The 24820-nt window shown below is 60.7% G+C and carries 23 protein-coding genes and 1 pseudogene; 12 read left to right on the top strand and 12 right to left on the bottom strand.

The genetic code is table 11. From position 1 onward, the window contains the following. The 4 genes and pseudogenes from CW267_RS03120 to tdcA form a co-directional block, all read right to left on the bottom strand. Window positions 1-514: pseudogene (locus CW267_RS03120) on the bottom strand (propionate/acetate kinase); the annotation flags it as partial. Between the two features lie 27 nt (window positions 515-541). Continuing rightward, on the bottom strand, window positions 542-1873 hold the full coding sequence (gene tdcC, locus CW267_RS03115) for a threonine/serine transporter TdcC (RefSeq protein WP_012967794.1): 1332 nt from the start codon (window positions 1871-1873) through the stop codon (window positions 542-544). A 25-nt stretch (window positions 1874-1898) separates the two neighbouring features. Next, window positions 1899-2888 (bottom strand): bifunctional threonine ammonia-lyase/L-serine ammonia-lyase TdcB, encoded by a 990-nt coding sequence (gene tdcB / locus CW267_RS03110; protein WP_002910762.1) that lies wholly within the window; start codon window positions 2886-2888, stop codon window positions 1899-1901. A 93-nt stretch (window positions 2889-2981) separates the two neighbouring features. Beyond that, on the bottom strand, window positions 2982-3920 hold the full coding sequence (gene tdcA, locus CW267_RS03105; protein WP_004203266.1) for a transcriptional regulator TdcA: 939 nt from the start codon (window positions 3918-3920) through the stop codon (window positions 2982-2984). A gap of 176 nt (window positions 3921-4096) precedes the next feature. Between tdcA and CW267_RS30290 the strand changes: the two genes are divergently transcribed. The 6 genes from CW267_RS30290 to CW267_RS03080 all read left to right on the top strand — a co-directional run bounded on the left by CW267_RS30290 (window position 4097) and on the right by CW267_RS03080 (window position 9391). After that, window positions 4097-4240 carry a hypothetical protein gene (locus CW267_RS30290; RefSeq protein ID WP_165451769.1) on the top strand — a complete coding sequence of 48 codons (144 nt, stop codon included), beginning with the start codon at window positions 4097-4099 and terminating at the stop codon, window positions 4238-4240. A gap of 437 nt (window positions 4241-4677) precedes the next feature. Further along, window positions 4678-5766 carry an ABC transporter ATP-binding protein gene (locus CW267_RS03100; protein ID WP_100780962.1) on the top strand — a complete coding sequence of 363 codons (1089 nt, stop codon included), beginning with the start codon at window positions 4678-4680 and terminating at the stop codon, window positions 5764-5766. Continuing rightward, a complete protein-coding gene (locus tag CW267_RS03095; RefSeq protein WP_012967792.1) occupies window positions 5759-6388 on the top strand; it encodes an ABC transporter permease in 630 nt (209 codons plus the stop codon). Before CW267_RS03100 ends, CW267_RS03095 begins: the two co-directional genes overlap by 8 nt. After that, window positions 6388-7056, top strand: a complete 669-nt coding sequence (locus CW267_RS03090; RefSeq protein WP_004203269.1) for an ABC transporter permease — start codon at window positions 6388-6390, stop codon at window positions 7054-7056. Before CW267_RS03095 ends, CW267_RS03090 begins: the two co-directional genes overlap by 1 nt. Before the next feature lie 60 nt (window positions 7057-7116). Further along, window positions 7117-8016: an ABC transporter substrate-binding protein gene (locus CW267_RS03085; RefSeq protein ID WP_012541295.1), complete on the top strand. Its 900-nt coding sequence runs from the start codon at window positions 7117-7119 to the stop codon at window positions 8014-8016. Further along, complete coding sequence (locus CW267_RS03080) at window positions 7994-9391, top strand: NtaA/DmoA family FMN-dependent monooxygenase (RefSeq protein ID WP_310942124.1); 1398 nt, start codon at window positions 7994-7996, stop codon at window positions 9389-9391. The genes CW267_RS03085 and CW267_RS03080 overlap by 23 nt, the downstream gene beginning before the upstream one ends. 47 nt (window positions 9392-9438) lie before the next feature. Here the strand turns inward: CW267_RS03080 and CW267_RS03075 are convergent, their stop codons facing one another. The 3 genes from CW267_RS03075 to CW267_RS03065 all read right to left on the bottom strand — a co-directional run bounded on the left by CW267_RS03075 (window position 9439) and on the right by CW267_RS03065 (window position 12501). Beyond that, window positions 9439-10239, bottom strand: coding sequence for a phosphate/phosphite/phosphonate ABC transporter substrate-binding protein (locus CW267_RS03075; RefSeq protein ID WP_032735950.1), 801 nt, complete (start codon window positions 10237-10239; stop codon window positions 9439-9441). Next, complete coding sequence (locus CW267_RS03070) at window positions 10232-11218, bottom strand: fatty acid desaturase (protein WP_032735951.1); 987 nt, start codon at window positions 11216-11218, stop codon at window positions 10232-10234. Before CW267_RS03070 ends, CW267_RS03075 begins: the two co-directional genes overlap by 8 nt. Window positions 11219-11292: 74 nt before the next feature. After that, on the bottom strand, window positions 11293-12501 hold the full coding sequence (locus CW267_RS03065; RefSeq protein ID WP_008804326.1) for an ROK family transcriptional regulator: 1209 nt from the start codon (window positions 12499-12501) through the stop codon (window positions 11293-11295). A 214-nt stretch (window positions 12502-12715) separates the two neighbouring features. Here CW267_RS03065 and CW267_RS03060 point away from each other — a divergent pair, with 214 nt between their 5' ends. The 5 genes from CW267_RS03060 to CW267_RS03040 are packed head-to-tail and all read left to right on the top strand — an operon-like array spanning window position 12716 to window position 17744. Continuing rightward, window positions 12716-13960, top strand: coding sequence for an extracellular solute-binding protein (locus CW267_RS03060; protein WP_008804325.1), 1245 nt, complete (start codon window positions 12716-12718; stop codon window positions 13958-13960). Window positions 13961-13969: 9 nt separating this feature from the next. Further along, complete coding sequence (locus tag CW267_RS03055; RefSeq protein ID WP_012541290.1) at window positions 13970-14878, top strand: carbohydrate ABC transporter permease; 909 nt, start codon at window positions 13970-13972, stop codon at window positions 14876-14878. Continuing rightward, a complete protein-coding gene (locus CW267_RS03050; RefSeq protein WP_032738925.1) occupies window positions 14868-15707 on the top strand; it encodes a carbohydrate ABC transporter permease in 840 nt (279 codons plus the stop codon). Before CW267_RS03055 ends, CW267_RS03050 begins: the two co-directional genes overlap by 11 nt. 2 nt (window positions 15708-15709) lie before the next feature. Next, window positions 15710-16672 carry a carbohydrate kinase family protein gene (locus CW267_RS03045; RefSeq protein WP_032733257.1) on the top strand — a complete coding sequence of 321 codons (963 nt, stop codon included), beginning with the start codon at window positions 15710-15712 and terminating at the stop codon, window positions 16670-16672. Further along, window positions 16659-17744 carry an ABC transporter ATP-binding protein gene (locus CW267_RS03040; RefSeq protein WP_100780963.1) on the top strand — a complete coding sequence of 362 codons (1086 nt, stop codon included), beginning with the start codon at window positions 16659-16661 and terminating at the stop codon, window positions 17742-17744. The genes CW267_RS03045 and CW267_RS03040 overlap by 14 nt, the downstream gene beginning before the upstream one ends. Before the next feature lie 61 nt (window positions 17745-17805). On the opposite strand, the gene CW267_RS03035 is transcribed toward CW267_RS03040, so the two are convergent. The 5 genes from CW267_RS03035 to CW267_RS03015 form a co-directional block, all read right to left on the bottom strand. Then, window positions 17806-18552 (bottom strand): proteasome-type protease, encoded by a 747-nt coding sequence (locus CW267_RS03035; RefSeq protein WP_008804320.1) that lies wholly within the window; start codon window positions 18550-18552, stop codon window positions 17806-17808. Between the two features lie 16 nt (window positions 18553-18568). After that, window positions 18569-19384 carry a transglutaminase family protein gene (locus CW267_RS03030; RefSeq protein ID WP_100780964.1) on the bottom strand — a complete coding sequence of 272 codons (816 nt, stop codon included), beginning with the start codon at window positions 19382-19384 and terminating at the stop codon, window positions 18569-18571. Then, window positions 19381-20310, bottom strand: coding sequence for an alpha-E domain-containing protein (locus CW267_RS03025; RefSeq protein ID WP_002910835.1), 930 nt, complete (start codon window positions 20308-20310; stop codon window positions 19381-19383). Before CW267_RS03025 ends, CW267_RS03030 begins: the two co-directional genes overlap by 4 nt. Next, window positions 20304-21743 (bottom strand): circularly permuted type 2 ATP-grasp protein, encoded by a 1440-nt coding sequence (locus CW267_RS03020; protein WP_004180417.1) that lies wholly within the window; start codon window positions 21741-21743, stop codon window positions 20304-20306. The genes CW267_RS03025 and CW267_RS03020 overlap by 7 nt, the downstream gene beginning before the upstream one ends. A 182-nt stretch (window positions 21744-21925) precedes the next feature. Further along, a complete protein-coding gene (locus tag CW267_RS03015) occupies window positions 21926-22840 on the bottom strand; it encodes an alpha/beta hydrolase (protein WP_100780965.1) in 915 nt (304 codons plus the stop codon). Between the two features lie 197 nt (window positions 22841-23037). On the opposite strand from CW267_RS03015, the gene CW267_RS03005 reads away from it, so the two are divergent. After that, window positions 23038-24771, top strand: coding sequence for an alpha,alpha-trehalase (locus CW267_RS03005; protein ID WP_080783047.1), 1734 nt, complete (start codon window positions 23038-23040; stop codon window positions 24769-24771). Window positions 24772-24820 lie beyond the last annotated feature (49 nt).

The raw sequence follows: 24820 nt of genomic DNA, 5'->3' as shown, positions 1-24820 counted from the left end.
AGCGGCGTACCCCGAGGTTCTGGTAATACTCCCACGGCAGACCATAGAGAAAAGCCTCCGGGGCCAGGGTCTGGTGAAAGCTGGTATCAAAGACCGCCACCTGCATCACTTGCGGGAACAGCCGCTGCGCCGAGGCGATGCCGCTGAGACTGGCGTAGTTATGCAGCGGGGCCAGGGATGATACCTGGCGAATGTTATTGATAACCTCCTCGCTAATAATGACCGACTCGGTGAAGAGGTCGCCGCCGTGGGCAACGCGGTGGCCAATCAGGGCCACGCTGTCGATAAGGTCGCGTTGGGCTAATGCTCCGGCAATCGCCTGCAGGGCGCCTTCATAGCCGCGCTGCGCCAGCGCCACCGGCTCGCCGCCGTTGAGCGAGAGAAACGCCCGTTCCGCGTTGATGCCCTCGGCCACGCCGTTCAGCAGGCAGTCGCAGCTGGCGGCGTCCAGGACGGAAAATTTGATCGACGACGAGCCGCAGTTGATCACCAGTACTACCGGAAATTCAGTCATGTTGTACTCCGCGTGGCCTGAGCCGGATTAGAACAGTTTGTAAACGATATTGAGGATGGTCAGCAGACCAATGGCGGTCACAAAGAGGTTATCGAGACGGCCACGGTATTTCGCCAGCGAAGGCGCTTTACGAATGGCGTACATCGGCAGCAGGCACAGCAGCGAGGCGATAATCGGCGCGCCCATGGCCTCAATCAGGTCGAGGATATTGGGGTTGGCGTACGCCACCACCCAGGTCGAGCCCATGATGAACACCATGCTCAGGGTATTGAGCTTGCCGCTGGAGACCCGGGTTTTATCCCCTTTATAGCCGAAGCGCAGGATCAGACCGTTCAGCCCCTCGAGGGTGCCGAGATAGTGGCCGAAGAACGATTTGAAGATGGCCACCAGGGCGATGATCGACGCGCCATACTCCAGCAGGGTGGCGAACGTGGATTTGGTGCCCGACATCGAGGCAAAGTGGTTCGCCAGATAGGAGAGCACCGGGATATTCTGCGCCTTGGCGTCCGCCATGTTCTGCGGCGAGAGGGTAAACAGGCAGCTGAAGGCGAAGAACATCACCACCGCCACCATCAGCATGCTGGCCCGGGAGATGATCTGTGAGCATTTGCGTTCGGTATACTCCCGGCCAAACTGCGCTTCATACTCTTCGCGTTTGGAGACCACAAACGAGGAGACGATCGGCGAGAAGTTAAAGGAGAACACCATGATGGAGATGCCCAGCCATACCGTCACCAGAATGCCGTCGTGACCGGTTAAGGCGATATCGCTGAGGTTGACCTGCTCAATCACCGCGCTATTCCAGTAAGGGATCAGGGACAGGGAGATCACCACCAGGCTGGCGATAAACGGCCACACCAGATAGCTCATCACCTTGACCATCAGGTCTTTACCAAACCAGATGACAAACGCCATCAGCAGCAGCAGGAGCAGCGCCACCACCCCGCGGTTGAGGGCCGGCATCTGCAGCTGGTTCTCCCAGAAGGTCATAAAGGTATTGGTGATCGTGACGCCATAAATCCACAGCAGCGGGCAAATGGCGAAGAAGTACAGAAAGGTGATCACCACCCCGCCGGTTTTGCCAAAATGCTCTTCCACCGTTTCGGTGATATTGCCGGAGGGGTTAGCCCCCGACAGGCATAGCCGGGCCAGCGCCCGATGGCAATAAAAGGCGATGGGATAGGCCAGCACCAGCATCACCAGGATCGGGATCAGCCCGCCGAAGCCAGCGCGAATAGGGAAAAACAGCACCCCGGCGCCGATAGCGGTGCCAAACAGGCCCAGGGTCCAGGTGGTGTCAGATTTACGCCAGGACGAAAGGCTTGTCTGGCTGGATGCAATGCTCTCAGTCGTACTCATATCCTGTCCTCACTTATGTATTGAATTAAGCGTCAACAAAACCCGTAATTTGCGATACCCGCGAGAGATCGATATTGCCCCCGGAAATCAGGCTGACCGTTTTGCGGTTCTGGATATAGCTGTCTAGTTTGCCGCTTAATAACGCGGCGCAGGCCAACGCCCCGGCCCCTTCGGTGATCACTTTATTGCGCTGAATTAAGGCGACCATGCTCTGGCGAATGTCGTCCTCACTGACCAGGACGATGTCATCCACCAGCTGGCGGGCGATTTCATAAGTCAGTTTCCCTGGCCGGGCGACATCGCAACCATCGGCTAAGGTGCCGGCGTGGCGATGGCTGGTGATCTCCCCGGCGTACCAGGAGGCGGCCATCCCGTGAACATTTTCTGACTGCACGCCAATAATGCGGATCGTCGGGTTAATGGATTTAATCGCAATCGCGATGCCGGCAATTAATCCCCCGCCGCCAATCGGCACGATGACATTATCCACGTCATACAGATCTTCTAATATTTCGAGACCAATCGTTCCCTGCCCGGCAATAACCTGCGGGTCGTCATAGGGGGGAATAAAAATACGGCCCTCAAGTTCAACAATATCGCTGGCTTTGGCGAGGGTATCGTTAAAGTTATCGCCATGCAGGACTACCTCTGCCGAATAATCGCAGGTGGCGGCGACTTTCGATTTCGGCGCCCCTTTCGGCATCACCACTTTCCCGTCAATGCCGAGCATGGCGCAGGAGAGCGAGACCCCCTGCGCATGGTTGCCCGCCGAACAGGCCACCACCCCTTTGCGTTTTTCCGCCGCGGTTAAACCGCAGAGCTTATTAAACGCGCCGCGAATTTTAAATGAGCCCGTGCGCTGCATATTTTCGAATTTAAGGAATATTTCCCCCTGGCAGCGTTCGCTAAAATAATTCGAGCGCGGCATGCCCGTTTTATATATTTTTCCCGCCAGGCGTTGCTTCGCCTCGAGAATATCGTCAATGGATACCGGAAGATCGTAGGTAATATGCATGATGGCCTCTGTATCTTAATATAAAGTCAATGACCGGGCGTCATCCTGCTGATAACAGCGAGGACGAGTGTTGGGTTATTTAATCAATATCAGTCAGGCAATTTCTATTGGCTGCCAGTGGCGGTTTCCCTGCCCCGATGAATACTGTTTCGCCATCTCCACCAGCGACGCCGCCGCGGTTTTCAGCCGGTAATTTTTCGACCACACCGCCGCATAGCGCGCCACCGGCAAGGCCTCTTTAATGGGGATGGTGACAAACTGGCTCGAGCCGAACGGCGTGGTCATGTCGCAGGGAATGACCGTCAGAAAATCGGCATTGAGCACCAGGTTATAGATCGTCACCACCGAATCGGTATTGACGATATTTTCGCGGCGGATGCCGCTGCGCTGCAGGGTGGTCAGCAGTTCGCTGTAGTAACCCATATTGGTCTCCGGCAGCACCCACTGCTCGTGCTGGAGCGAGGCCAGGCGGACGGTGCCGTTGCCGATCCGCGCCCGGTTCGCCACCAACACAAACTCAGACTCAAACAGCGGCTCGACGTGCAGGTCCTGCAGCTTCATCTCATCGCTCAGCGTCCCGATGGCGAAGTCGAGGCGGCCGTCGCGGATCGCCGGCAAAAAGGCGGAGAGCTGCGCCTCATACATTGAGACCCGCGCCTTGGGGAAGGTCATTTTGAACTGATGCACCATCTCCGACATAAAGGTAAACCCCACCAGCGAGGGGAAACCAAAGGAGACATCCACTACCGTGCTGTTGGTCAGGGCATTCATTTCATTGACCATATTTTTCATTTCACGGGTGATTGTCTCTGACCAGTTAAGAAATACCTGCCCGGCCTCGGTGAGCGAAACGCCGGTATTTCGCCGAACGATTAACTCGCTGCCAAAATAGCTTTCCATGTCGCCAATGATTTTACTGACCGCCGGCTGAGTGAGTCCTAACGCTTTTGCTCCAGCCCCGATTGACCCGCTGCGGATCACTTCCTGGAAAACCACCAGATGCTGAGTTTTAGGCAGAGAAAAAGTATTCATCACGTCTCACTTTCATTCCTTTGTTGACGGCGGAAAGTGTAACAAATCGCGATCACCGGGTTATGTGAGAGCTCTCACAAAGGCTCCGCCGCGGCGGATGAGCAGGCGTCACAAGTCAGAATAAATAAATTAAAATCAATACATTACAAGCAACATGAACGCTATTTGCACGTCTTTTGCCGTGGCCGAATGCGGGGATAAAAATAATTGATGGCAATAACATCGACGGCAAAATGGCGATAAAAAATACGCCTTTTGCACGCTATTTGACCAACATTGCCAGGGTGAGAAGAAAGCCGAAAATTAAATTAATGCTATAAAGAATAAAAAGCAGACGTAATCAACGCCCTTATTTAGCGACAAGTCGGTTTGGCATCACATTTTATCTGCAGCGAGCGGGAAAAGGGCACAGGCAATATTTACATCAAAGAAACATTATATTCACAATCTGGTTTTTCTTGTGCGGCGGACGGTGCGGCTTTTTCCGCCATATCGCAGGCGGTCATACTTTGATTAAAATCAACCCTGGTAATTTATCTTTTACGGTGGCCGCTTGAGAGTCATTTGTGTTGCCGATCACAAATCCATAAAACAACTTCCCGGCCTCTCTTCCATAGCAACTGATTAACCAGCTTTTCACTATGCAAATGCAAATAACGTATTTGCCCTCCCCGCAGGCGCTCTGTAGTTTGAGCCAGGATCCCGGCGCCACTTTATCCGGGTCAGGACTTTATTATTCAGAGTGTTGAATTCCGCCATGATTAAATTAACGCATCTTTTTAAAATCTATCCAGGCAGCGCCCAGCCGGCCATTCGCGACCTCAGTCTGGATATTGATCATGGCGAATTCTGCACCTTCGTCGGCCCGAGCGGCTGCGGAAAAACGACTATCCTGCGGATGATTAACCAGCTGGATATTCCCGACAGCGGCGACGTCTATATTCAGGGGGTCCGCCTCGCTGACGCTGATATTATCCAGATCCGCCGCCAGATCGGCTTCGTGATGCAAAGCGCTGCGCTCTTTCCCCATCGTACCGTGGCGCAAAATATCGCGACCGTGCCGCGGCTGGCGGGCTGGAGCAAAGCACGGATCCGCGCGCGGATTGACGAACTGGTGGCGCTGATGTCGCTCGATAGTCATCTGCTGCACCGCTATCCGCATCAGCTCTCCGGCGGCCAGCAGGGTCGCGTGGCCATCGCCCGCGCCATCGCCGCCGATCCGCCCATTTTACTGATGGATGAGCCTTTCGCCGCCATCGACCCGGTGGTCCGCGAACGCCTCCAGGATGAGCTCTTGCTCCTGCAGCAGCGGCTGCAGAAAACCATTGTATTAGTGACCCACGATATCAATGAAGCGATCCGTCTCGGCGATAAAATCGCCATTTTCCAGGAAGGCGGCGTGCTGGCGCAGTTTGATACACCCGACCGTATTCTGGCCCACCCGGCGAGCGAGTTCGTGCGCCGCTTTATCGGCCCGGAGCCCAATCTGAAGCGGCTGGGCATGATACAGGTCGGCCAGCTGCCGCGTCACGATGTCCCCCTGCTCGACGAAGCGCTGACACCGATCGCCAGTACCCATCCACCGCTGGCCAGCCCGCTGCGTCTGGTGCTTGACCGCCAGCGACGCCCGCTGCACTGGTTCGATCCGCAGCGGGGCCTCACCCTGCCGGTGGAGCGCCCACTCGCCAGCAGCCACAGCCTGCGTTTTGCCTACAGCGCGCTGCTCGACGTGGCGACCGGCGTGCTGGTGCATGTGGATGACGAAGGCCAATACCAGGGGGCGGTATCCCACACCCTGCTGCAGCAGGTGCTCGACGGCGCGGTGGGGGTGCGATCTCATGATTGACTGGAGCTGGGTTATCGATAACCACGCGATGATCGGCGATCTGCTCTGGCAGCATGCGCGGATGGTCCTGCTGGCCCTGCTGTTCGGCTCCCTGCTCACCGGCGGCCTGTTAGCGGTGACCTTACGCTGGCCCGCGACGGCGCAGCCGCTCATCACCCTGTGCGGTGTGCTCTTTACCATTCCCTCGCTGGCGCTGTTTATTTTATTGCTGCCGTTTACCGGGCTGTCGCTGACCACCTCGCTGATTGGCCTGACGCTGTACTCCCTGCTGATCCTGCTGCGCAACGTGCTGGCTGGCATGGAGAAGCTGCCGCAGGCGGCGCTGGAGTCCGCGCGGGCGCTCGGCTACACCCGCGGGTTCCGCTTCTTCGATATCGAGCTGTGGCTGCTACTGCCCTCTCTGTTTGCCGGGCTGCGCATTGCCTCGGTGACGCTGGTCGGCCTGGTCACCGTCACTGCGCTGATCGGCCAGGGCGGGCTGGGGCAGCTACTGCTGGCGGGTTTTAATCAGGACTTTCTGACGCCGATAGTCGTTAGCCTGGTCCTGAGCCTGCTCCTGTCGCTGGTCTTTGACGGGCTGATTGCCCGTCTCGGCGACTGGCTAGCGCCGTGGACGGAATGATGACCCTGCTTCTTGCTACTTTTCACTGGCTAACCCAGCCGGAGCACTGGCTGGGTGACGAGGGCATCTTGCTGCGCCTGGGCCAACACCTTTATTACGTGCTGGTCAGTATGGCCGTGGCCTGCGCCATTGCCCTGCCGCTCGGCATCGCGCTGGGCTACTGGCGCAAAGGCGCCTTCGTGGTGATTAACCTGTTTAATCTTGGCCGCGCCATCCCTTCGTTAGGGCTGATTTTATTATGCATCATCGTTTTTGGCTTTAACGATATCCCGGTGCTGGCGGCGCTTATTGCGCTCTCGATCCCGCCCATCCTCACTAACACCTGGGTGGGGATTTATCACGCCGATCGCCCGCTGTGCGATGCGGCCATCGCGCTGGGCATGACCCCCTGGCAAAGCCTGTGGCAGGTGCGGATCCCCCTGGCGGCGCCGCTGATCCTCGCCGGTGTGCGCACGGCGCTGGTTCAGCTTATCGCCACGGCGGTGGTCGCGGCCTATGCCGGTCTGGGCGGGCTGGGACGTTTTCTGATCGACGGCCTCGGGCAGCGGGATATCCCGCAGGTGATCGGCGGCTCGCTGGTGGTTTCCCTGCTGGCGATAGGCGGTGAACTGCTTTTCGCCCGCTGCGCCGGCCGCCTGGTTCATCGCCGTATTGCCGCGCCTTATTAGCGTGAAACTGACATGACCCCAGCGCCTGGGGCTGATTAACCTGAAAATAAAAGAGGTATTATGAAGCAATTATTTGGCAAGGCCGTCACCGCCCGTCGATTTCGTCTCTCGCTGCTGGCCGCCGGGCTCTTCAGCCTGAGCGTTAGCACCTTTGCCGCCAGCGTCACGGTGGGCGGGGCCAATTTTACCGAAAGCTCCATTCTCGCCAACATTTACGCCAGCGCGTTAAAGAAAAATCATATCGAGGCCAACACCCGTCTCAACCTTGGCAACCGGGAAATTATTATTCCGGCGCTGCAGAGCGGTGAGATCGATATCGTTCCGGAATATCTTGGCGCCCTGCTCAATTTCTATAACGGCAAGACCGAGGCCACCAGCCAGCAGGCCGTTAGCGCTGAGCTGGCCCAGGCCCTGCCCGCCGATTTCACCCTGTTGAACCCGGCCCCGGCCACCTCGATCACCGCCTGGGCGGTACGTGCCGAGACCGCGGAGAAATACCATCTGCGCACCCTCTCCGACCTGAAGCCCGTCGCCCCGCAGTTGGTGATCGGCGGACCACCGGAGCTGGCGGTACGCGCCCTGGGCCTGCCGGGGCTGAAGCGCGTCTATGGACTTGAGTTCAAAGCGGTGAAATCGCTGGACATGGGCGGGCCGCTGACCCGGCTGGCGCTCAATTCGGGCAAAATCGACGTCGCGACGGTCGTCTCCACCCAGGGCAACCTGGCGAAGGAGAAATGGGTGGTCCTCGAGGATGATAAACATGAACAACCGAGTCAGAACGTGGTGCCGCTGGTGCGCAAAGCCAGTCTGACGCCGGAGATCAGCGCCGTGCTCAATGAGGTTTCCGGCAAGCTGGACAATGCCACGCTGATTGCCCTCAACCAGCAGGTGGATCTCCAGCATAAAGATCCGGCAGCCGTCGCCGAGCAATGGGTTAATGCCAACCTCACCCAACACTGACCGTCACCCCGCCACGGATGGCGTTCAGCCGCGAGTCCACGCTATGTCTACCCGACACATGATCCTGAACCTGTTCTTTTATAACCCGCAGGGGGATTACCGTTTCTCCTGGCGTCACCCTGACGCACCAGAAGCGGAAATATTTACCCTCAACTATTACGCCAGTCTGGCGCGCAAGGCCGAAACGGCGACCCTCGACGCTATCTTTGTCGCCGACCATATCGCGGTGTGGGATACGGTGCCCAGCGGCCTGACCCACTATGCCAACGCCCGGCTTGAACCCCTGACGCTGCTCTCCGCCCTCGCCGCGGTGACGGAGCATATCGGTCTGATGGCCACCGCGTCGACCTCCTATAACGAACCCTATAACCTGGCGCGCTACTTTGCCTCGCTGGATTTCCTCAGCAATGGCCGGGCCAGCTGGAATGTGGTGACGTCGTGGCTGGAAGAAGAGGCGGCAAACTTCGGTCTGGATCAGCTTCCCCGCCACGGCACCCGCTACCAGCGGGCCAGTGAATTCATCGACGTGGTCACTCGCCTGTGGGATTCCTGGGAAGATGGCGCGGCGATCTTCGATAAAGCGCACGGAGTATTCGCCGATGCCGGCAAGGTGCATCACCTCGACTATCAGGGCGAGTACTTTCGCGTGCGCGGCCCGCTCAACGTCCCTCGCCCGCCGCAGGGCCATCCGCTGCTGGTGCAGGCCGGCTCTTCAGAGGCGGGAAAAGCGCTGGCCGCCGCCTGGTCTGATATGCACTTCGTGTTTATTCACTCGATCGCCGAAGGGCTGGCCTATCGCGAAGAGATGAACCAGCGGCTGCGCCAGCACGGGCGCGATCCGGCCCATTTCAAAATTATCGCCGGGGTCCTGCCGGTGGTGGTGAACTCCAGCGAGGAAAAGGCGGCCCGCCAGCAGCTTAACGAGCAGCTGATGAGCGACCAGATGGCTATCGACCTGCTCTCCTCTTATCTTCGGATGGATCTCAGCACCCTGCCACGGGACCAACCCCTGCCGCCGCTCCCCGATGAAGAGAGCTTTGATGGCATCCGCACGGCGCTGAAGCTTATCCGCCAGTACGATCCGCGGCTCACCCTGCTGGAGTTGGGGAAATTGTTATTACAGAGTTCCGATAGCTGGCTGCTGCTGGGCAGCGCCGAGGAGATTGCCGCCGCCTTAACGGAGACCTGGCAGGCGGGCGCCGCCGATGGGTTCAACCTGATGTTCCCGCTGCTGCCGGGAGACTTTGACCGCTTTGTTGACCAGGTGGTGCCGATTCTGCAGCGTAACGGCGTCATGCGCGATCGCTACCCGCCCGGCACCCTGCGTGAAAAGCTTGGTCTGCCCGCGGTGGAAAACCGCTTCACCGCGCCGTAGCCCGACGTGGCCCGCCCCGGCACAGACCGCTGGCCGGGGCATTTTACCTATAGCTGGCTGACTCCCAGCGCCGCGGCCTCATCCCGCCACGCCAGCAGCGGCGCATAGGCCTCCCGCGGCATATCGCTATAGCCGCAGATCAGCAAGGCATCGCACAGGGGACGATAGCGCGCATCGCTCACTAACTGCTGGAGCGCCTCGCGCAGGCTATTCAGCGTCGCCGCCGGAGTGGCGCCGGCGGTGATCAGCGGCAGCCCTGGCGCGGCCGGGCTCCAGCCGATCGCCACCAGGCCTGCCAGGGCCTGCGGCTGATGGCGCTGCAGCAGCGCGTAGGTCACGCAGTCGATGGCGGCGATATCGGCGTTTTCCTGCTGCAGCTCGCGCAGCGACTGCCGATGGCTGCCGCTGAACACCACCGCCGAAAAAAATCGCCCCTCCCGGGAGAGCGGCGCGACCATTTTACGCAGCACGTTGTAGCCGGACTGCGAGTGCTCGGCATTGCACGCGGCCCGACAGCCAAAAAAGTCCCCCAGCATCCGATGACTATCCGCTTCGCGGGCCACCAACAGGCTGCGGTAGCGGCGCCCTTCACAACCGGGCGCGGCGTAGTGGAAACAGCCCACCGTCTGCACCTCCGGCAGCTGGGTCACCAGCGGGTAGCCGCAGGTCTGGCTCAGCAACAGCGTCGGCTGGCGCCAGTGGTCCAGCAGATCCTCGGGGTCAGCCGTCGGAGGATCTCCCGTCACGGTCACGCCGCGTTCGGCCAGCAGCGACTGCACCGCCTGCCACAGGGCCTGGGTCTGTTGACGGTGGATGGCATACATCGGAAAGGTCATGCGTTCAGCCATGTTCTCCTCCCGCTTGCGCCTGCTCGCCAAAGCCCGGATGGGCGTTCACCGCCACCGCCCGGCGGCCAAAATGGCGTCGCCACTCGCCGTACCCACGCACCAGGAACCCCTGATTACGCTGCAGATAAGCCGTCTGGCGATGCAGATACAGCTGACGTAAAGCGTACCAGGGGACCCCTGGCAGGTCATGATGCACCGCATGGTAGTTGAGATTGAGGAACAGCACCCGCCAGGGGAGCCCGGCCTCGTTGATCACCGAGCGGGCCAGCGGGTCATCCGCGGCGCGGTGTTCGAGAAAAGAGCGCACTTTGGTCAGGGCCAGCGCCGGGTAGCTCACCGCCAGCACAAACCACAGTGGGGAAAAACCCTGCGCCGCCATCCAGGTCAGCAGGCCCGTCAGCAGCAACAGATGCAGACTCCACATGGCGATAGCGCGGCGGTCACCCTCGCGGAAAGCCCGCAGCGCGCGGTTCAGGGTGTGAATAATATCCATCAGCGGCGCCAGCAGCAGACGCCCCCAGAAGGTGTTGCGCAGGTGGATAAGACGGCGCTGCCAGGCTGAGAAGCGCTGCCAGCTTTCCGCCGTCACATAGTACGATTCGGGGTCGTCCTCGGGGTGCGTCAGCAGATGGTTGCGATGGTGCGCCAGGTGGCTGTCGCGGTAGATGCCATAGGGATACCAGACCGCCAGCGGCAGCGTCCCCAACAGCTGGTTAAACCATGCCAGCCGGGTGGGATGCCCATGGATAAGCTCGTGCTGTAAGGACATATACCAGGTGGTAAACCAGATCAGCAGCAGCGTGGCCGGCATCAAACCCAGCGTCTGCCAGCCCGCCACGCAGGCAAACCAGCCGCCGTAAACCGTCACAATCAGCAGCCATGTCGGCAGCTCGCTGCGCCACAGCCAGCTGCACGCCAGCTGGCGGATCAGGATGCGCTGTTGATCATCCACATAGACAGCCGTCTTCTTTTCCATCACTTCCGATACCTTGCCGTGTTGCCTCATTCCCTCCGAAGATGTGAGATAACACGTTAAATAACAAAGTATTTAATTTACTTAGCTTTGCCAAAAAGCGCGTTTGTATTCACCGCTTTCATCAACACCTGAAACTGCGGATTAAATTCATCAAAGATTGGCAGCGCAGCGGCGCCCAGCGCGGCGGTATCGGTGCCGGTCATCCCCATTTTGACACGCTGCGCCGGCAGGTAACGCCCGCGCACAGACTGATACAGCGGCGGCAGCCGCGCCAGCACTTTCTCCAGCAAGGGGGCGGGCATCATACCGCCCACCACCACCGTCTCGGCATCGAAGACGCACTCCAGCAAATTGATCGCCTGACGCAACGGCGCCAGGATGCTGGTGATCCACTGGTCGAAAAGCGCAGCGTCCACCGACAGCAGATCTTCCGGCAGCGCGCGATAGGGGTCGAGGCCGCAAAACTCATAGGCCGCCTGCAGCGAAACATAGCGCTCAAGGCATCCCTCATTCCCGCAATAGCAAGGGCGACCGTTCGGCGCGACCACAATATGCCCGACCTCACCGGCGTTATGGGCATGGCCGGTATACACATGACCATCGGTAAAAATACCGGCGCCCAGACCGGTGCCAATATAGAGATAGACAAAAGAGTTGAGCTGCCGCGCCACGCCGTGAAAGCGTTCGCCAATGGCGGCCACCGTGGCGTCGTTTTCGAGAGTCACCGGCAGGCCGCTGAGTCGCCCGAGCTCCGCCGCTACATCGACCCCTTCCCAGCCGTTGAGCGTCGTGGGCCCCGTCGACGAGATCCCTTCCACGCCAAAGGGCCCCGGCATCACGACCCCCATCCCCAGCACCCGCGACCAGTCCAGCGTCGGCAGCGCACGGATCTCATTCAGCACCTCAGCGAGGCGGGCAAAGGTCGCACCAGGCTGGGGCTTTTGCACCAGAATGAGTCGGCGAAAATGGACCTCGCCGGCCAGATCCACCAGCACCACAATCAGCGTCTGATGATCAAGATGGATGCCAATTGACCAGGCGCTGGCGGGATTGAGGCTCACCGGCACCGCTGGCTGTCCACGGCCGCTGGCGCGCCGCGGTTGGTGGCTGGTCAGGAGATCCATCTGCTCCAGCTCCGCCACAATATTCGACACGGTCTGCGGGGTCAGCGCGGTCAGCCGCGCCAGCTCGGCGCGGGTCAGCTCGCCATGTAAACGCACCGCCTCAATGATCACCCGGCGGTTATGCACCCGGGCATGTTCAAGGTTTGTACCTGATGTTTTCATCGTTTCCCTTCCAGGCTGGACTGGTGAAATTTTAGCCGGCATCACAGATCTGACAACGACCCGCGCAGGCGGGTCTTCGCGATGGCATACCCTTTGCTACGCTTAGTGCTGGGGCCCCTCGGGAGATGTCGCCGATATTGTCGCCCTGATTAAATCAATCAAATTGATTTAATAAATCATAACCCCTTTCAGTACAGCACAGCGGAGAGCAAAGATGAAATACCACAGCGCACTACGGGTCAACGCCTGTCTGCTGGCGATGCTCGTTATCAGCGGGAGCGTCAGCGCAGCGACCCAGATTAATGCCCTGTTCATGACCCAGGCGGCCTATAGCGAAAACGACATTCGCGCGATGACCAGTGACTTCGAAAAGCAACACCCTGACGTGAAGGTCAATCTCGAATTCGTCCCCTATGAAGCGCTGCACGACAAGATCGTCGCCGCCCGCGGCGCAGGGGGTAACGGCTACGACGTGGTGCTGTTCGACGCGATCTGGCCGGCGGAGTTTAGCCGCTTCGATCTGCTGCAGGATGTCTCCTCACGGATTGCCGCCGACGAGCGCGAGAAGATTTTCCCCGGGGCGATGAATACCGTGGTGTATCAAGGCAAAACCCTCGGCATGCCGTGGATCCTCGACACCAAATATCTGTATTACAACAAAGCCATGCTGGACAAAGCGGGGATCAAAACGCCGCCTGCCAGCTGGCAGCAGGTAATGGACGACGCCAAAGTGCTTAAGGACAAAGGGATTGTTAAATATCCTCTGGTCTGGAGCTGGTCGCAAGCGGAAGCGCTGGTCTGCGATTACACCACCCTCGTCTCCGGCTTCGGCGGGAGCTTCTACCAGAACGGCAAGCTCGATTTTTCGACGCCCGCCTCGCTGAAAGCGGTCACGCTGATGAAAACCTCGCTCGATCAGGGGCTGAGCAACCCGGCATCACGTGAATATCTTGAGGAGGATGTGCGTAAGGCTTTCTCCAATGGCGACGCCGCCTTTGCGCTCAACTGGACCTATATGTACAACATGGCCAACGATCCGAAACAGAGTAAAGTCGCAGGTGATGTTGGCATTGTCCCCGCCCCAGGCGATACCCCGGATAAACCCGGCGCCGTCAACGGTTCTATGGGGCTGGGCATCGCCAAAGCCAGTCAGCATCCGGAAGAGGCCTGGCAGTATATTCACTATCTGACCTCCCAGCCGGTACAGGACAAGTATGCCAAACTGAGCTTGCCGGTGTGGAAAGCCTCGTACCAGGATCCTGCCGTTGCCAAAGGCCAGGAGAGCCTGATCGCCGCCGCCGACAAGTCGTTGAACGTGATGCTCTCTCGTCCCGAAACGGCAGATTACTCGCGCCTGTCAAACACCCTGCAACAGCAGCTTCAGTCGGTACTGCAGGGTAAAGCCACGCCCGACGTCGCCCTCAAGGCGGTCGACACCAGCGCGGCCCGTCTGCGTTAAGGAGGCATGATGCTGAGTCTGCAACGACGCGAGCATCGTCAGGCATGGGTGCTGTTAGCGCCCATGCTTATCGCGATGTTTATCCTCACCGCATGGCCGCTGGCGCGCACGCTGTGGCTGAGTTTTACCGATACCGCGCTGGCGGGAAGCGGCGAGGCGACCCACTACGTCTGGCTGGATAATTATCTTTATGCCCTGACCGACCCGGACTTTCGTGCGGCCTTCGCGCGAACGCTCTATTTCACCGTGGTCTCGGTGGCGATTGAGGGGGCGATCGGCGTACTGGTGGCGCTGTTGTTGAATCAGCGTTTTGTCGGGCGAAATGTCCTGCGGGTGCTGGTGATCCTGCCGTGGGCGTTGCCAACTATCGTCAACGCCATGATGTGGCGGCTTAACTTTAATCCCGACTACGGCAGCGTTAATGCTCTGCTCAGCCAGCTGGGGCTGATTGACAGCTATCGCAGCTGGCTGGGCTCGCCGGATTCTGCGCTGCACGCGGTGATGCTGGCGGATATCTGGAAAAACTACCCGCTGGTCACTCTGCTGGTGCTGGCCGCGCTGCAGTCCGTCCCCGACGATCTGTACGAGGCGGCGCGGCTCGACGGCGCCTCCGCCTGGCGGCGTTTTCGCGCCATTACCTTTCCGGCCATTGTGGGCCCTCTTGGCGTCGCGCTGGTGCTACGCACCATCGATGCCTTCAAAGTGTTCGACATTATCTATGTTATGACCCGCGGCGGCCCGCTGGACAGCACCAAAACGCTGAGCTTTTTTGTCTATCAGGAGTCATTCAGCTATCTGCGCGCCGGCAGCGGCGCGGCCTACGCCATGCTGATGAGCCTGATGTGCGCCGTACTGATCGCCCTGTATCTGTTTTTGCTGCTGCGTCAGCGGCGCCGGAGTGTTGATGATGAAGCGTAAAGGGTACATCGTACTGCGTTACCTGGCGGCGCTGGCGGTGGCGATCTCGATCCTCGCCCCGATGCTGTGGCTGTTTTTGATGAGCGTCAGCACCACCGCGGACCTCACCCGCGTCCCGCTGGAGTGGCTCCCGCGGCAGTGGGACTTCAGCCGCTATGGCCATCTGCTGTCGCTGGCCCCTGGCGAACCCGGGGCGCTGTTTCTTCCCGCGCTGGGCAACAGCCTGCTGGTGGCCGCCGGGGCGACGCTGGTGTCGTTGTTGCTGGCGATCCCCGCCGCCTTCAGCTTTTCGCGTTATCCCGGCCGCGACGGCTGGCTGTACGCCGGCCTCGGCATCTATATGGTGCCGCCCGTGGCCTTTGTGCTGCCGCTCTATTTTATTCTTGAACACTTTGGCCTGCTCAACACCCGCAGCGGGCTGGTGCTGGTCTACTGCTCGCTGATCGTGCCGTTTCTGACGTGGATGGTCAAAAACCAGTTCGATACCCTGCCGCAGGATATCGAGCAGGCGGCCCGGCTTGACGGTCTGCGCATCTGGCAGGTCCTGCTGCGCATTACTCTACCGCTGGCGAAACCGATGCTTGGCGCCGCCGCGCTGTTCGGCTGGCTGCTGGCGTGGGACGAGTTTTTCTATGCGCTACTGTTCACCAGCAACCTCGCCGCCCAAACGCTGCCGGTGACCATCGCCGGCTTCACCGCCGGCCGCGCCACCGATGACGGGCTGGTGGCGGCGGTCGGCATACTGGCTTCAGTCCCTCCGCTGTTGATTGCTATCTGGCTGCAAAAAACGCTGGTCAGCGGCCTCACTAACGGGGGAAGTAAAGGATAACTATGGATAACACCAGGACACCTGTGCTCTATATCGTGGGCAATTACAATATTGATTTAGTGATGGGAACCCTGACCCACTGGCCTGCCCAGGGGACTGAGATGATGCTCGAGCACAGCGCTCTGCGGCCCGGCGGCTCTGCCGGCAACTGCGCGCTGGCCGCCGCCGCCATGCAGCTTCCGCACTGCACAGTCGGCTGTCAGGGCGACGACGCGTTTACTCCGTGGCTGGCGGCACAGTTTCCCGGCGGCAGCGCACGCTGGCCGCAGTATCCCTGTGAAACTTCGCTGACGGTGGCGATCACCCATCCCAACAAAGAGCGCTCCTTCCTCAGCAACCACGGACATATTACCCGCCTGACCGCCGGGGATGTGTTGAGCCAGCTGCCGGCCGCCGCTGGCGAGGGCGATATCGTGTTGCTCTGCGGTACCTTTCTCTGTACCGGGCTGCTATCCGACTATCCGCAGCTGCTCGCCACGCTCCGCCAGCGCGGTTTTACCCTTGCCGTCGATACCGGCTGGCCGCCTCAGGGCTGGAGCGACCCGCTGCGTCATGAGGTCGACCGCTGGCTGGGCGACTGCGACTGGCTGTTGCTCAACGACGTTGAAACCCTGCAGCTGGCCGGCCACCCGACCCTCGCCGAAGCCGCCGCAGCCCTGGCGGCACGGCTCAGCGGCCGCGGCGGGTGCGTGGTAAAGCGCGGCGCCGACGGCGCGGACTGCTGGACGACCGACGGCCATCACCATGCGCCGACCCGGCCAGTCACCGTGATCGATACCATCGGCGCTGGCGACAGCTTTAACGCAGGATTCCTTGCCGCGCTGCTGAGCGGTAAACCTGCGGCAGCCGCGCTGCGCTGGGGAAATACCGTCGCCGCGCAGGCGATCGGCACCTCCCCGCGCCGCTATCCCGACTGGCATACCCTGCAACATCACCTTGAGGAGGCCACCGATGGCCAGTGTTGAACTGATCGATGTCGCCAAGCGCTACGGCAAACAGACGGTGCTCCAGCCGCTGGACCTCACCATCCCCGACGGCAGCTTTACCGTACTGGTGGGCCCTTCCGGCTGCGGCAAGTCGACCCTGCTGCGCCTGCTGGCCGGTCTCGAAACGCTTTCCGGCGGCACCATTCTGATGAACAAGCGGCCGGTCAACGATCTGGATCCGGCCGACCGCGATGTGGCGATGGTCTTTCAGAGCTACGCGCTCTACCCCCACCTGACGGTGGCGGAAAATCTCGCCTTTCATATGCAGGTCAAAAAGGTGGATAAGCAGTTACAGAAAAGCAAAGTGCAGCAGGTCGCCAGCCTGCTGGGGATTGATAAACTGCTGGCTCGCTATCCGCGAGCGCTCTCCGGCGGCCAGCGCCAGCGGGTGGCGATGGGCCGGGCCATGGTCAGAAACCCCCAGGTTTTCCTGTTCGATGAGCCGCTGTCGAACCTTGACGCCCAGCTGCGGATGGAGCTGCGCGCGGAGATCAAATCCCTTCACCAGCGCATCAATACCACCATGATCTATGTCACCCATGACCAGGTGGAGGCGATGACTCTGGCCGATCAGATTGTGGTGATGCGCGACGGGCAGATCGTCCAGCAGGGGGCGCCGCTGGCCATTTACGACCAGCCCTGCAATACCTTCGTCGCCCGCTTTATCGGCTCCCCGCCGATGAATCTCCTGCCCGGCCAGCGCGCCGTGCGCGACGGCCAGCCCGGCGTCGCCTGCGGCGCGCTGTGGTTTCCGCTGGCCGAACGCTGGCATCAGGCCGTGGCGCAGCAGGGCGATGCCCCGCTGATTGTCGGTCTGCGCCCGCAGGATATTCTGCCGGATGCGCATGGCGCGCCGGCAACGGTAAACATCATGGAGGTGACGGGGGAATCCACCCTGCTGCATCTCGACTGGCAGGGTTTTCCGGTGCATGTGCAGGTTGCCGGCAGGGTGGCGGTCGCGGAGCAGCAGACGCTGGGGCTGACTCTCCGCCGCGAAAACCTGCATCTGTTTGATGCCGCCAGCGGCGAGCGGCTGGCGGAGACGCGCTAAGGGCGAAGGGAGCCGGTCATCATCCGTGTGGCCGGGCTCCGGGCGAGCTCGTGTTCCAGGGCTACTCCTCTTCCCGCTCCGCTGGGGTCCAGGTCGGCAGCGTCTGGAAGGTGTGCAACAGCCCTTCGGACCACGCCTTGCGGATGCGGTTGAAGTAGGGATCGCTGTCGGTGATGCGATGCTGCCCGGCACTGCTCAGGCTGCCGCTGCGGTAGAGCAGCGTATCCAGCGGCAGGCCGACGGACAGATTACTGCGCAGCGTCGAGTCAATGGAGATCAACGCGCAGCACATCGCCTGCTCCAGCGGCGTATCGATGGTCAGCACCCGATCGATGATCGGCTTGCCGTACTTGCTTTCGCCGATCTGGAAATAAGGTGTGTCGCGGGTGGCTTCAATAAAGTTGCCCTCCGGATAAATATGGAACAGACGATGGGTTTCGCCGGCGATCTGGCCGCCAAGCAGCAGGTTGCAGTTGAAGTTGGTGTTACTGCAGTTCTGCTGGTTGCTGCTGTCGCGCTGGATCACCTCCAGCAGCGTTTTACCGATCAGCATCGCGGCGTCGTAGAGGGAGGTGACCTGCATCAGATTCGGCTCCTGCTGGGTACGGATGCGCGCGCTGAGCAGGCTTATCACGCTCTGGGTGGTGGCCAGGTTGCCAGCGGATTGCAGCACCAGTACCCGTTCCCCCTCCTGATGGAAAACGTGCAGCTTTTTAAAAGTGGCAATATGGTCGACGCCCGCGTTGGTGCGGGAGTCGGAAGCAAACACCAGTCCATCCGCCAGGCACATGGCCACACAGTAGGTCATTGCGGTTTTTCCCGTATTATTGCTGCTGCGCCTGCTGGCTGTGTTCGCGCACTTCAGCGTTGGTTAACATAATCTCCCCGCCGCCGCCCAGCCGGGTGCCCCGTACCGGGCAGGCGTCGAGATAATCCAGCCCGGTCGCCAGCCGCAAATGCTGATTCAGGCGACGGGTATTATTGGTGATATCAAACGACAGCCAGCGGCCGTCGAGCCAGACTTCCGCCCAGGCGTGCATCGCCACATGCTGAGCGTTATCGCTGTAAACATAGCCGCTGACGTAGCGCGCCGGGATCTCCAGCGCGCGGCAGCAGGCCAGAAAAACATGGGTATGATCCTGGCACACCCCCTTCGCGCGGGCGAAGGCGTCGGCGGCGGAGTCCTGCACCTGGGTCGCGCCGGGGGAGTATGGCATTCTTAACAGCAGATCCGCCATCAGTTGATTCAGACTTTCTTCCACCGCATCGGGACGATAGAGGCGCTGGGCAAACTCACGGATCGCCGTATCGGCGCGGGTTAACGGCGTACAGCGCAGAAAAACCAGCGGCGACAGCAGCTCGGCCTCTTCATCACGCGTCTCTTCCCCTTCGTCGGCGATATCGACAATCCCGCTGGCGCGGATAGTGATTTCCTTGTGCGGGTTATCCAGCGTCAGCACATGCAGCACATTGCCCCAGCCGTCGGTAGTGGTCACCGCCGCCCCGTCCGGCAGGGTCAGCGTCCAGGCGGTGATGGTCTGCCGGCCGGTACTGCGCGGCGTCAGGCGCAGATACTGGGTGGAAAACTTCACTTCTTCATCGTAGCCATAGCGGGTGAGATGATCGATGACCAGTTTCATAAGGCCTCCAGATAGGTTTGTCTGATGCTGTCGGACAGCGCGTTAATTCTCGCCAGCAGGCCGTTAAGGGTGGTCTGCAGGTCCGCCTGCGCCAGGTCGTCGCGGGTGCTGAAGCGCAGGTCAACGTTGAGCTGATGGGCCAGGCGCAGCGGTTGATAGGAGCGATCGTTGGCGATCTTCTCCAGCTCGCCGACCAGATCGGCAATGCTGGCGCGCAGCGAACGCGGAATATCGTTACGCAGGATCAGCAGCTCCATCACCGTTTCGCGACTGACTGGCTGGCGATAGAGGCTGTTGTAGGCTTCGCGGGCGCTGACCGCATTGAGCAAGGTATCCAGTCGATAGTATTCCCGCACCGGATCCGGGTCGTTGGTCAGTTGTTGATCCTTAATCAGCAGCAGCTGGGTGGTGGCGAAGGCGCGCTCTATCAGCGTGCCGATGCCGATAAAGCTCAGCGCGTCGTTGCGCAGCAGCGTGCCAATCACCGCCCCGCGAAACAGATGCACCCGCTCTTTCACCCACTCGAAAAAGCCGTCGCTGCCGAGTTCGCCCAGCCCCTGCTGGCGCAGGGTTCGCAGCTCGATTCGGGTGGCGTTGATGCTCTCCCACACCTCGGCCGACAGACTGCCGCGCACCGCGTGCGCATTGTTCCACGCCATCTCCACGCAGCTGTAAATACTGCAGGGGTTGTTGCCATCGAGGGCAAAGAAGTTGAGCAGGTTGCTCATGGTAAAGCGGGCGTGGCGCGCCTGAAACAGCTCGTGGGTCATCGACAAATTCAGCGGCAGCGCCAGATCCCGCGACTGCTGGCTGTGCCGGGGGATCATCGATAATTTCCAGGTCACGTCCAGTACCCGGGCGTAGCTTTCCGCCCGCTCGAGATAGCGGGCCATCCAGAACAATTCACTCGCCGTACGACTTAGCATGATGCGTCATCCTCCATCACCCAGGTATCCTTGGTTCCGCCGCCCTGCGACGAATTGACCACCAGCGACCCTTCGGTCAGCGCCACGCGGGTCAGGCCGCCGGGCACCAGCCGCATCTCCTGCCCGGACAGCACGTAGGGCCGTAAATCGATATGTCGCGGCGACAGACCTTCATCAACGAAGGTGGGGCAGGTCGACAGCGCGAGGGTGTCCTGGGCGATATAGTTGGCCGGATTGGCCAGCAGGCGCTGGCGGAAGGCCTCTCGCTCCTCTTTAGTCGAACGCGGGCCAACCAGCATGCCGTAACCCCCGGCGCCATGGACCTCCTTGACCACCATCAGCTCAAGGTTACTCAGCACATAGCGCAGGTCCTCTGCTTTCCGGCACTGCCAGGTGGGGATATTGCTGAGGATCGGCTGTTCGCCGAGGTAAAAGCGGATCATCTCCGGAACGTACGGGTAGATTGATTTGTCGTCGGCGACGCCGGTGCCGATAGCGTTGGCCAGCACCACGCCGCCGGCGCGATAGACTGACAGCAGCCCCGGTACGCCGAGCATGGAATCGGCGCGGAAGGCCAGCGGGTCGAGCCAGGCGTCGTCGATGCGGCGATAAATCACATCCACTCGCCGCGGCCCCTCGGTGGTCCGCATATACACCGCGCCGTTCTTAATGAACAGGTCGGCGCTCTCCACCAGCTCGACCCCCATCTGCTGCGCCAGGAAGCTGTGCTCAAAGTAGGCGCTGTTGAAGCGCCCCGGGGTCATCACCACGACGCAAGGGTCATCCACCAGCGAGCTTTCGCGCAGGGTCTGCAGGAGGTAGCTCGGGTAACGCTCCACTGGCGCAATGTGATGCTGCTCGAACATCTCCGGATAGAGGCGCATCATCATCTTACGGTTTTCGAGCATGTAGGAGACGCCGGACGGCGTACGCAGGTTATCCTCCAGCACGTAGTATTGACCGTCGTTATTGCGCACCATATCGACGCCGGTGATATGGGCATAGGTGTTGTTTGGCAGGTTGATGCCCTGCATGCATGGCTGATACTGCTCGTTGGCCAGCACCTGCTCGGCCGGGATCAGCCCCGCGCGCAGAATATTCTGCTCATGATAGATGTCATAGAGGAAGGCGTTGAGCGCTTTCACCCGCTGGCGAATGCCGCGGTCAATGCGCTGCCACTCCCCGGCGGGTATGATCCGCGGCACGCTATCAAACGGGATCAGCCGCTCGGTTCCCTCATCCTCGCCGTACACGTTAAAGGTGATGCCGATACGGTGAAAAAGCAGTTCCGCTTGCGCTTTTTTCTGCCGGATAGAGAATTGATCGGTGTTGCGAAACCATTGCCACCAGGCATTATAGTGCGGCCGCTGTTCACCCTGCGCGGTCAGCATCTCGTCATAATAATGCCCGTCAGGTAGCGTAATTTTAATCATGGCTATCCCCTCCGGTTGTACTCACTTTGTGGTAATCCCGGTAAGAGATAAGCATTAATTATGCCAGGTCATCTACCGCCGCGGCGTTGTGCAAATCTGTTCTGACCCGCCGTCTGATTGTGCAAAAAATCGCCAGAACAGCCGCCCGCGCCCGGCTGCGGTTGCACCGTCGTGAGGCAGCGCTACGATTTTTGCGCCATCGTGGACGCCAGCGCCTTCAGCCAGGCGGCATAGGCCGTGGGCCAGGCGGTCGTCGGCGTTCCCGGGCGCCCCATACCAAAGCCATGGCCACCGCGGGTATAGCGGAAAAGCTGCACAGGAACCTGATGCTGGCGGCAGGCGTTAGCCATCAACAGCGTATTGTGCGGATCGGAAATCGGATCGTCCTGCGCCTGTACCAGAAAACAGGGCGGTGTGGCCGTTGTCACCCAGGTTTGTACCGACCAGGCGCGGTCGGCCGCCTCGCTCGCCTGCGGCCCCACCAGCAGACGATGGGTCGCCGTATGGCTCCAGGGCGGCAGGAGCGTGATCACCGGATAGATCAGCGCGGCGCCGTCGGCGGTGGCGGGCTGGTGGTCCAGCGCATCCTCCGGCGGGTAGCTGGTAAACGCCGGCCGACAGGCGGCCATCCCCAGCAGATGTCCCCCCGCCGAAAAACCGAGCACGCTGACCTGCGATTCCCGGGCGCTGATCAGCCGCAGGGCCCGCTGCGCATCCTGCAGCGGCGCCAGCGCACCGGCCTGCCAGCCCTCCCCCGGCAAGCGGTAGCTCAGGACATAGGCGGTATAGCCGTGCGCCGTCAGCCAGTGCGCCGCAGGCCAGGCCTCACTGCCCATCTCGATCCGCTGGTATCCGCCGCCGGCCGCCACCAGCACTCCGTGGCCAGTGGCCCGGGCGGGTTGCCAGACCGTCAGCACAGGACGAGGGATATGGCTCAGCGCGCCGCGGGCGGATAACCGAGCCTCGCCCCCCGGCCCGCCTCCCCCCGGCGGTTGATCCGGCCACAGCGGCAGCGTCAGCACCGGAGCAGTGGCCGCCGCGCCCCGCACCGCAGACAGCGCAGCGGCGCTAAACAGCAGAAATTGACGTCGATTCATGACTGGCTCCCGGGCGCGTTGGCTTGCCTGTAAACCAAACCGCTTTGCTGGTGGTTATATCAGAAAACCTGGCAGGTAAATCCTCTGTTTTCGCGCAAAATGTTACCCCTGACACGCGCAGCGGCAGATATTCGTCTAAGGTTTCTGGATGGCCAAACGTCGTGGCCCGCAGTCGATAATGATAAGGAGAACTCCCCATGACGAGTACTGATGCACATCGTCCCGCTGCTTTGCCCTGTACCCTGCGCCTGGCGATCGGCGGCGCCCTGCTCGCCCTGATGAGCCTGAATGTCCAGGCGGAAGACGGCAAAACCGCGCCGCCCCCCTCGCCGGATATTCTGCTGGGCCCGTTGTTCAATGATGTCCAGAGTGCGAAGCTCTTTGCCGATCAAAAAACCTTCGCCGACGCGATCCCTAACAGCGATCCGCTGATGATCCTTGCTGATTACCGGATGCAGAAAAACCAGGCCAGCTTTGACCTGCGCCACTTCGTCGAGCTGAACTTCACGCTGCCGAAAGAAAATGACACCTATGTGCCGCCTAAAGGGCAAACCCTGCGTCAACATATCGATGGCCTGTGGCCGGTCCTGACCCGCAGCACCGTCGAGGTGGAAAAATGGGACTCGCTGCTGCCGCTGCCTAAGCCCTACGTGGTCCCCGGAGGACGCTTTCGCGAAGTCTATTACTGGGACAGCTATTTCACCATGCTGGGTCTTGCCGAAAGCGGTCACTGGGATAAAGTCGAAGATATGGTCGCCAACTTCGCCGCGGAAATTGACACCTGGGGCCATATCCCCAACGGCAACCGCACCTATTACCTCAGCCGTTCGCAGCCCCCCTTCTTCTCCTTTATGGTGAGCCTGCTGGCGACGCACGATGGCGACCAGGTACTGAAAACCTACCAGCCGCAGCTGGAGAAGGAGTATCGCTACTGGATGGCCGGAGCGGACGCGCTGGCCCCCGGCAGCGCTGACAAACGGGCGGTGCGGATGGCGGACGGCGCGCTGCTCAACCGCTACTGGGACGATAACGACACCCCGCGCCCCGAGTCCTGGCTTGACGACGTCAAAACCGCCAAAAGCAACCCGAATCGTCCGGCAACCGAGATCTATCGCGACCTGCGCTCCGCCGCCGCCTCCGGCTGGGATTTCAGCTCCCGCTGGATGGATAATCCGCAGCAGCTCGCCACCATTCGCACCACCTCGATTGTCCCGGTCGATCTCAATGCCCTGATGTTCCATCTGGAGAAAACCCTCGCCCGCGCCAGCAAGGTATCCGGGGACAGCGCCGGCGCTACGCAGTACGATGCGCTGGCTAATGCCCGCCAGCAGGCCATCGAGAAATATCTGTGGAATGATAAAGAGGGATGGTACGCCGATTACGATCTGAAAACCCACAAGGTGCGCAATCAGCTGACCGCGGCGGCGCTGTTCCCGCTGTACGTCAATGCGGCGTCACGCGAGCGGGCGACGAAAGTGGCCGCCGCCGCTGAGTCGCGGCTGCTCAAACCCGGCGGGCTGACCACCACCACCGTCAACAGCGGCCAGCAGTGGGACGCCCCGAACGGCTGGGCGCCGCTGCAGTGGGTGGCGGTCGAGGGCCTGCAAAACTACGGCCAACAAAAGATCGCCATGGAGGTCAGCTGGCGCTTCCTGAGCAACGTTCAGCATACCTATGACAGCAAGCAAAAGCTGGTGGAGAAGTATGACGTAAGCTCGACCGGGACCGGCGGCGGCGGTGGCGAATATCCGCTACAGGATGGCTTTGGCTGGACCAACGGTGTCACCCTGAAGATGCTGGATCTGATCTGCCCGCAGGAGAAACCCTGCGATGCCCTGCCCGCCACGCGCCCGGCGGCGGCCCCTTCCGCGCAGAGCAAGCCAGCCGCCAACGACCCCGCACCGGCGGCAGCGCAAAAAACCGGCGCCTGACGCTTTTCCGGCCCGTCTCTCCCCCTACCAAAATCAGTAGGGGGAGTTA

Source organism: Klebsiella sp. X1-16S-Nf21 (genome assembly GCF_002837615.1).
Classification (GTDB): domain Bacteria; phylum Pseudomonadota; class Gammaproteobacteria; order Enterobacterales; family Enterobacteriaceae; genus Klebsiella; species Klebsiella variicola.
Note: the sequence above shows the minus strand (reverse complement) of the source record. Positions and strands in the feature narration are given on the sequence as shown.